The 8,248-nt window shown below is 53.5% G+C and carries 4 protein-coding genes and 1 pseudogene; 3 read left to right on the top strand and 2 right to left on the bottom strand.

The window, feature by feature from the left end; translation table 11 throughout:
• Positions 1 to 596: transporter substrate-binding protein (locus tag ACESNI_RS11450; RefSeq protein WP_373086792.1), on the bottom strand; the 596-nt coding region annotated here is incomplete at its 3' end.
• A gap of 239 nt (positions 597 to 835) precedes the next feature.
• On the opposite strand from ACESNI_RS11450, the gene ACESNI_RS11445 reads away from it, so the two are divergent.
• The 3 genes and pseudogenes from ACESNI_RS11445 to ACESNI_RS11435 form a co-directional block, all read left to right on the top strand.
• Positions 836 to 4,171: an ATP-binding protein gene (locus ACESNI_RS11445; protein WP_373086791.1), complete on the top strand. Its 3,336-nt coding sequence runs from the start codon at positions 836 to 838 to the stop codon at positions 4,169 to 4,171.
• A complete protein-coding gene (locus ACESNI_RS11440) occupies positions 4,158 to 5,099 on the top strand; it encodes a response regulator (RefSeq protein WP_373086789.1) in 942 nt (313 codons plus the stop codon). Before ACESNI_RS11445 ends, ACESNI_RS11440 begins: the two co-directional genes overlap by 14 nt.
• A 202-nt stretch (positions 5,100 to 5,301) precedes the next feature.
• Positions 5,302 to 5,705, top strand: a pseudogene (locus tag ACESNI_RS11435) (IS6 family transposase); the annotation flags it as partial.
• A 428-nt stretch (positions 5,706 to 6,133) separates the two neighbouring features.
• On the opposite strand, the gene ACESNI_RS11430 reads toward ACESNI_RS11435, so the two are convergent.
• The coding region (locus tag ACESNI_RS11430; protein ID WP_373086788.1) for an efflux RND transporter permease subunit at positions 6,134 to 8,248 on the bottom strand (2,115 nt) is incomplete at its 5' end.

Here is an 8,248-nt window from a genome sequence, read left to right as displayed (position 1 = left end):
GATCCCAGCAAATAGAAGGATTTGGCCCCTTTGGTTTCGGCGACCCAGTTGAGACCGGCAATGATCTGCTGCGTTGCTTCCTGACCGGTGTAAATCACGTTCGGTGATTGCTCCAGTCCTTCATAGAAGGTCGGGTAGTACAAAAAGCCGTTATATTGCTCAAATACGGGTAGCACGGCCTTGCGGCTCGCAGAGGTCCAGCAGCCCATTACAGAAGCCACCTTGTCGTTCACCAACAGTTTCTTCGCTTTTTCGGCAAAGGTTGGCCAGTCTGACGCGCCATCCTCCTGAATATATTTGATTTTGCGGCCCAATATGCCGCCTTGCGCATTGATCTGCTCGATGGCCAGTTTCTCAGCCTGAACAGAACCGGTTTCGGAAATCGACATGGTGCCTGTAATCGAATGAAGAATACCAATTGTTACTTCATCATCGGTAACCGCCAGCCCTGTCGTATTCACATCCGCCGTCGGAAAATCGGCTGCCCGTAGAAATTTCGGGGCGAAAAGTGTCGCGGCAATCGCCGTTCCGCCCATCAGCACGGCGCGGCGCGATGCTTCAAACGGCTTGGTGGGTTTATTTGGTGTATCGGACATTATGATCTCCTTTGAACCTGCCTGTTAAGTCCCTAACAACAGCGGTCATCGCTGCATTGCACAAAAGACTGAAGAAAAATGTTGCAATGCAACATACGTCGTTTAACGTATGTGCATACGCCTTTTGACAGTGCATAAAACTTCCGGCGAAAATACAGGCTTGTTAACCGGAGATGACGCTCCAGAGGATGTAACGGTAACCATATGATGGCACTGTCCGCGGCCACGGGAAGCGAACAATGAAACCTATTTTTGGCGTGATGAGAGAGCGTCGGCGATATAATCAATGGGTCGCGAATGAGACCCTGGAAGATTTTGCGCTCAGGTTTACGGCTCGTCGTGCCCGTCACTGGTCCTATTTACGTGTCACGAACACTGCTCTCGGCTCCATCTCTTTTCTAGCGCTGGAGGCAATCGGCGGCGCGATTACCCTGCGCTATGGCTTCGATACGGCGATAACAGCGATTATGCTGGTAGGGGCGGTCCTCTTCCTGACCGGCATCCCGATCAGCTACTACGCCGCCAAATTTGGCGTTGACATCGATCTTCTGACCAGAGGAGCCGGGTTTGGCTATATCGGCTCCACTGTTACATCCCTCATCTATGCCTCCTTCACCTTTATTTTCTTCGCTCTCGAAGCCGCTATTTTGAGTTTTGCGCTGGAATTATGCTTTGGGATTCCCATCGGTATCGGATATATCCTGAATGCTCTCGTCGTGATTCCCCTTGTCAGTCATGGATTCACAAAAATATCGAAATTCCAAGCATGGACCCAACCCCTCTGGATAGTTCTGCATATTCTGCCCTTTGCGCTACTTGCCGCCGCCGGATATGACATTCACAGCTGGAAAGAGTTCAAAGGCATCGGTCCCACCGAGGCGGGCGGCATGACATTGATGATGCTGGGTGCGGCGTCAGGGGTCGTCTTTTCCCTTATCGCCCAGATCGGCGAGCAGGTTGATTTTCTGCGCTTTCTGCCAGAACCAAAAACAGCGCAGGAAAAAAGAAAATGGTGGATGTCGATGCTCTGTGCCGGGCCGGGGTGGACGCTCCTTGGGGTCGCGAAAATGCTGGCGGGCTCCTATCTGCTGACCTTCGCCATCTCACAAGGCATCACCACCGATGAAGCAGGCGACCCGACGCAGATGTATTTTGCCGCCTTTAGCCAGGTCATTGAAAATCCTATCCTTGTTCTCTCGCTCACCGGCGCCTTCGTCATCCTCAGCCAGCTCAAAATCAATGTCACCAACGCTTATGCGGGATCGATTGCTTGGTCGAATTTTTTTTCCCGGCTGACCCACAGCCATCCGGGACGAGTCGTCTGGATGGTGTTCAACGTCGCCATTGCCCTCATGCTCATGAATCTTGGGGTTTTCGGCGCTCTGGAAACGACGCTCGCCTTTTATTCCCATGTCGCGCTGGCCTGGATCGGCACTATCGTTTCGGATCTAGTGATCAACAAGCCCTTAGGTCTCAGCCCTCCCCATATCGAATTCCGCCGGGCGTATCTCTACGACATAAACCCGGTGGGGCTCGGCTCTATGGGGGGTGCCTGCATCGTCTCGTTTCTCGCTTATTCCGGAGCCTTCGGACCCACGGCGATGTCCCTGTCTTCCTTCATCGCCCTCTTCACCGCCGTGCTTCTCGCGCCGCTTATCACCTATGCAACGAAAGGACGGTATTACATCGCCCGGACGCCGGCGGATATGCCCGAAAGCCTCCATACCTGCTGCATCTGCGAATACCGCTTTGATGCGGAGGATATGGCGGACTGCCCTTTTTACGAAGGGCCGATCTGTTCGCTTTGCTGTTCGCTGGATTCGGTCTGCCGCGATGCCTGCAAGCCATTTGCACGACTGGATCAGCAAACCAACAGTTTCCTCACCTGGATTTTTCCTGAAAAAATCGTGGCGTTATTACAGTCCCGCATGGCGCAGTTTTCAATTGTAACTTCAGTAATCGCAGGGCTGATCGGAGCACTTCTGTGGGTCATCCGAAATCAAGCACAAACGGAGTCACTCGATATTACCCTGACCCTGATTTTTTCCGGATTGCTCTTCATTGTCGGTGTCTCGGTCTGGTTGTTTATCCTGGCTCATGAAAGCCAGGGCGCGGCATGGCAGGAATCAAATTTGCAATCCCAGCGCCTGATGCGGGAAGTCCGCGCCCATCAGCGCACAGATGCCGAGTTGCAGGACGCCCGTGATAAGGCCGAGGCCGCCAGTGAGGCAAAAAGCCGCTACATGATGGGATTAAGCCACGAACTTCGCACCCCCCTCAACGCCATCTTCGGATATGCGCAAATCCTGTACAAGGATCCGAATACGCCGCCCAACCGGAAGGAAGCTGTGTCCGTCATTCGCCGCTCGGCGGAGCATTTATCCGGGCTGATCGAGGGCCTGCTCGATATTTCCAAAATCGAGGCGGGACGCATCGAGATCTACCGCGATCGTATCGATTTCGCACTATTCATGTCGCAATTAGTCGGCATATTTGAAATGCAGGCGGCGGAAAAAAGTTTGACATTCACCTACCGTGTCGCCACCAAACTCCCCGCCTGGATTGCGACTGACGAAAAGAGGCTGCGGCAGATCCTGATGAATTTGCTGTCCAACGCCATTCGCTATACCGAGGTCGGCGAGGTCAAGCTAATCCTCTCCTACAGGAACGAGGTTGCCCATTTCGAGGTGAGCGATACTGGCATCGGCATACCATCCAACAAGCTTGATACCATCTGGAAACCCTTCGAGAGGGCCGGCGTCAAGACCGTCCGTGGCACGGGCCTTGGCCTTACTATTACGAAACTACTGGTAGAAATGATGGGCGGGGAAATACGGGTCCAGAGTATATATGGAAAAGGAAGCACATTTAATCTGCGAATGATGCTACCCGCGGTCTACAGGAGAGACCAGCCTCGGGAAACGCCCGAAGCCCGCATCACCGGCTATACTGGACGGCGGCGCAGCATTTTCGTTCTCGACGACGAAACGGATCATCTGAAACTGATCGAGACACTTCTCGCGCCGCTCGGTTTCAAATTATATCTCGCTTCCAGTCTCGAGATTGCCCGTGAAATGCTGAACATGTCGAAACCCGACCTGTTTCTCCTAGATATCGATCTTCCGGATATATCAGGTTGGGAGTTTGCGGCGCAACTAAGACGCGGTGTTCATCACGCAACTCCCATTATCATGGTGTCTGCACATGCACTTGAAGGCAGAAACAAGAAAAATGGACCCGAGGACGCTCTGCACGATGCCTTCATTGCCAAACCGGTCAGCTTTTCCAATCTGCTGGAGCAAATACGCACGCTTCTGAAACTCGACTGGACCAAGGATATCCATCGGCCGGTGATTGAGCATAATAAAGTCGTTTTGCGTGAAAGCGACAGGGCCCGGATCATCTCCATGGCCAGAATCGGGAACGCCTCTGCCATTCGCACGCACCTTGATCAAATGGAAACGGAGGCGCCCAGCATGCAATCCGGCCTGCAACCGCTTCGCCAGCGGCTTTCAGAATTTGATCTGCCGGGATTGATTAAAGATTTGGAGGCGTCACCTGATGATATTGTCTGACTTTGACCATCGTCGGCAAATCGTTCTGGTCGTCGACGATAGCCCGGAATCCCTCTCGATGGTCGCAACCGCCATTGAGGAAGCCGGGATGACGGTTCTGGTCGCGCGGGACGGGAAGACCGCCCTTGAACTCGTCAAAAGAATTCAGCCGGATGTGATTCTGATGGACGCGGTAATGCCCGGTCTTGACGGATTCGAGACCTGCGCTCGCCTCAAATCAGGTCCAGACATGATCCAGGCGCCGATCATTTTCATGACCGGCCTGAGTGAGCCGGAGCATATCCTGAAAGGACTGGAAGTGGGCGGCGTGGATTACGTGACGAAACCAGTTAATCCCGATGAACTGATTGCCCGGCTGACGATACATTTAACCAATGCCAAGATGATTGAAAGCGCCCAGAATGCTCTGGATGCCGGCGGACGACCGGTTATGGCGGTGACACAGGTGGGCAATCTAATCTGGGCCTCACCGGACGCAAAGAAGCTGATGGATCATCTCGCCCGGTTCATTGATGACGATAACAAGCTGGCCAACGCAAAAATGCTGGACTGGCTTTTGGAGCTCGTTAAAACCCCGCTCTCACAGTCCCAGCCTTTTCATCTCGGAAGAAAAGACGATCTTATCGAGATTAGTCTGCTCGGCATTCGTACCCCGAAGGAGATATTACTCTCCATCGAAAAGATCTCGGATCTGGATCCAAAGAAGGCCCTGATTACGGCCTTCGCACTCACGGCGCGGGAAGCGGAGATCCTCATCTGGCTGTCCCGCGGCAAAACCAACCGCGACATCGGCGACATCCTAACTATCAGCTCCCGTACAGTTAACAAACATCTCGAACAGATCTTCCAGAAACTGGGTGTTGATAACAGGACATCGGCTGCCGTTATCACAGACAGAATTTGCAGGAAGGCGGCGTTGTTTGAATAAGCATTGAGGGTATTGTCAGAGGAAAATGCTTGAGCTTGGATAATATAGAAATTACGGTTATCTCATGATAAATCCTTTCCGTTATTTCAAGACCTCACCTTCAAATTGTCACTTTAACTTCGTGGAAATGAAACGGGCATTGAATTAACCTCAATCGACTTAAAATCTCTCCTAATCCCGGCACCGCTTTCCGCCTCATCTCATACAGCATGCTGTTTGGCTGTATGCCCGATTTACACTGAGCTATCGAGATGTTGAAGATCTTCTAGCAGAACGCGGGTTAGATATTTCATACGAAACAGTTCGACGATGGTTTCTGAAATTTGGAGTACCTATTGCTCGAAACTTGAGAGCCTCCCACCCAGTTCCCAATGATATTTGGCAATTAAATGAAATGGTCATCGTTATGCACGGGAAACGACACTTTCTGTGGCGTGCCGTTATAGTGAAGGGGAAGTCCCGGATTTGCTTGTACAATCAAAGCGCAACCTCAAAGCTGCCTTGAAATCGATGCGTAAACTATTGAAGAAACAAGGTTTCGCGCCAACGCAAATTATTACCGATAAACTGAGATCCTATCACAACGCGTTTCGAACATTGGGGGTGACAGTTATCCGGCCTGTTCGGACTTTGCTTCAAGATCAGCAAAGGCTGATGGATTTGCTCGATTTTGCCAACGTCGTCCCGTCCCTGCTGCAAAGATTGAAAGTCAAGGCAGATGAATTGGCAGACAAGCTGATTGATGGAAATACCGGACATCAACAGTAATCTTGCAGGCACTCATTCGTAGATTTGGCCTGTCCGCCGACTTCATCGCAATTGATCTAAGCCGCAAGGCCCTAGCCAGTTTGTTGGGGGTAGATGAAGATATCACTACCGATAATCGGGATGATGTTATTCCCCTCAACTCTGCACTTGCAGAAAGGCATCAGCTCGCAGCTACGGATCATCATCTTACCGCATTTTTAAGCCTAGGCATTTGCCTCTAAAAGCGCCATTCTCTATGCTTGCAGGAAGTTAATATGACGAATTCCTCATCTCGATTTACTTTTGCGATAGCCCCAGAGTTCACCCAGCCCGCGAGTGCCGACGTAGAAGACAGGCGTAAAAACAAGGCCGAACAATGTGACGCCGAGCATCCCGAAAAACACTGAGGTTCCGAGGGCTTGGCGCATTTCCGCACCCGCGCCTGTCGCGATCGCCAGCGGCACGACGCCAAGGATAAAGGCGAAGGACGTCATCAGAATCGGCCGCAACCTCGTACGCGCAGCGTCTCCCGCCGCCTCCACCCGGTTTTTGCCCTGTATCTCGGCCTGACGCGCGAACTCGACGATCAGAATAGCGTTCTTGGCCGCCAGCCCGACCAGCACGACAAAGCCCACTTGCGCCAGAATATTCACATCAATGCCCCGCAACAGCAATCCGCTGACCGCGGCCAGCAAACACATCGGCACGATCAGGATCACGGCGAGTGGCAGGGTCCAGCTCTCGTATTGCGCAGCGAGGAGCAGGAATACAAAGATCGCCGCCGCAACAAAGACCAACAGGCCGTTGTCTCCGGCGAGCTTTTCCTGAAGCGCGAGTTCGGTCCATTCGAAGCCGAAGCCGTCCGGCAGGTTTTCCAGCGCCATTTTTTCCATCGCCGCCAGCCCCTCTCCCGTCGAGTAGCCGGGGGAAACGCTTCCCTGAACTTCCGCCGAACGATAAAGATTGTAGCGCGGCACCCGGTAGGCCCCCGTACGATCCTCGAATGTGGCGACGGATCCGATCGGCACCATCTCGCCTTGCGCGTTACGCGTCTTCATATTGGCAATGGAGCCAATGTCCTGACGGAATTTGCCGTCGGCCTGAGCGGTGACCCGGTAGGTTCGGCCCAGATAATTGAACTCATTGACGAAGGAGGAGCCGAGATAAATCTCAAGCGTCTGGAAAATGTCGCTTGTCGAAACGCCCAGCATTTCGGCTTTCACGCGGTCTATGTCTGCATAGAGCTTCGGCGTCCTGGTATTGAAGAGGGAAAACATGTTTCTGACTTCGGGGGCTTGCCGCGATGCCGTCAGCAGTTGCTGCACCGCTGCTTCAAGGGCCAGAGCCCCGCGCCCGCGTTGATCCTGAACAATCATCTTGAACCCGCCCGCGTTACCGATACCGCGCACTGGTGGCGGCGGGATGGTAATGAAGAACGCTTCCTGAATGGCACCAAGCTTCTGGTAGTGCTGCCCGATAATCTGCTCAAGGGTCAGGCCTTTACTCTCGCGCGTGGCAAAATCTTCAAGGGCGGAAAAAATTGCACCGGCGTTGGAGGCGTTGGTGAAGGTCGCGCCGTCCAGACCCGCGAATGGCACCGCATGGGCGACACCCGGAATGTCGAGAATTGCCTTCGCCGCCTTCCGGATCACCGCATCGGTTCGTTCGAGCGACGCGCCCGGCGGCAGCTGCACGACCGTGATGAGATAGCCCTGATCTTGCTGCGGAATGAATCCGGACGGCGCGCGATCGAACTGCCATACAGTAAGCCCGAGCAGGCCCCCATAGACAATCAGCACCAGAACCACCATTCGCGCGAGCCGACGGGTCAATCCACCATAACCCTTCGACAGCCGGTCAAACCCGCTATTGAAGGCGCCAAAAAAGGCGACAAATGGCCGCGCCAGCAGATTCCACGATTTTTCGTCGCTATGCGCCTTGAAGAGAAGCGCACAGAGCGCCGGGCTAAGGGTCAAGGACACGAAACAGGATATCAAGGTGGCCGCGGCAATAGTGACCGCGAACTGGCGAAAGAACTGACCGGAGATGCCGGGGATGAGTGCTGCCGGCACAAAGACCGCCGAGAGTACCAGCGCGATTGCAATCAGGGCACCCCCGACCTCGTCCATGGTTTCATGGGCCGCATCGCGCGGTGACATTCCAAGGCGCAAATTCCGCTCGACATTCTCAACAACGACAATTGCATCATCGACTACGATGCCAATCGCCAGAACCAGCCCGAACAGGGATAGATTATTCAGCGAGTAGCCGAACGCCGCGAGAACGCTGAACGTCCCGATAAGGGAAATCGGAATAGCGATAATCGGAATGATAGAGGCCCGCCAGGACTGCAAAAACAGGATGACGACCAGGACGACGAGAACCACCGCCTCGAACAGGGT

This window comes from Sneathiella sp. (assembly GCF_041689005.1).
Classification (GTDB): Bacteria; Pseudomonadota; Alphaproteobacteria; order Sneathiellales; family Sneathiellaceae; genus Sneathiella.
Note: the sequence above shows the minus strand (reverse complement) of the source record. Positions and strands in the feature narration are given on the sequence as shown.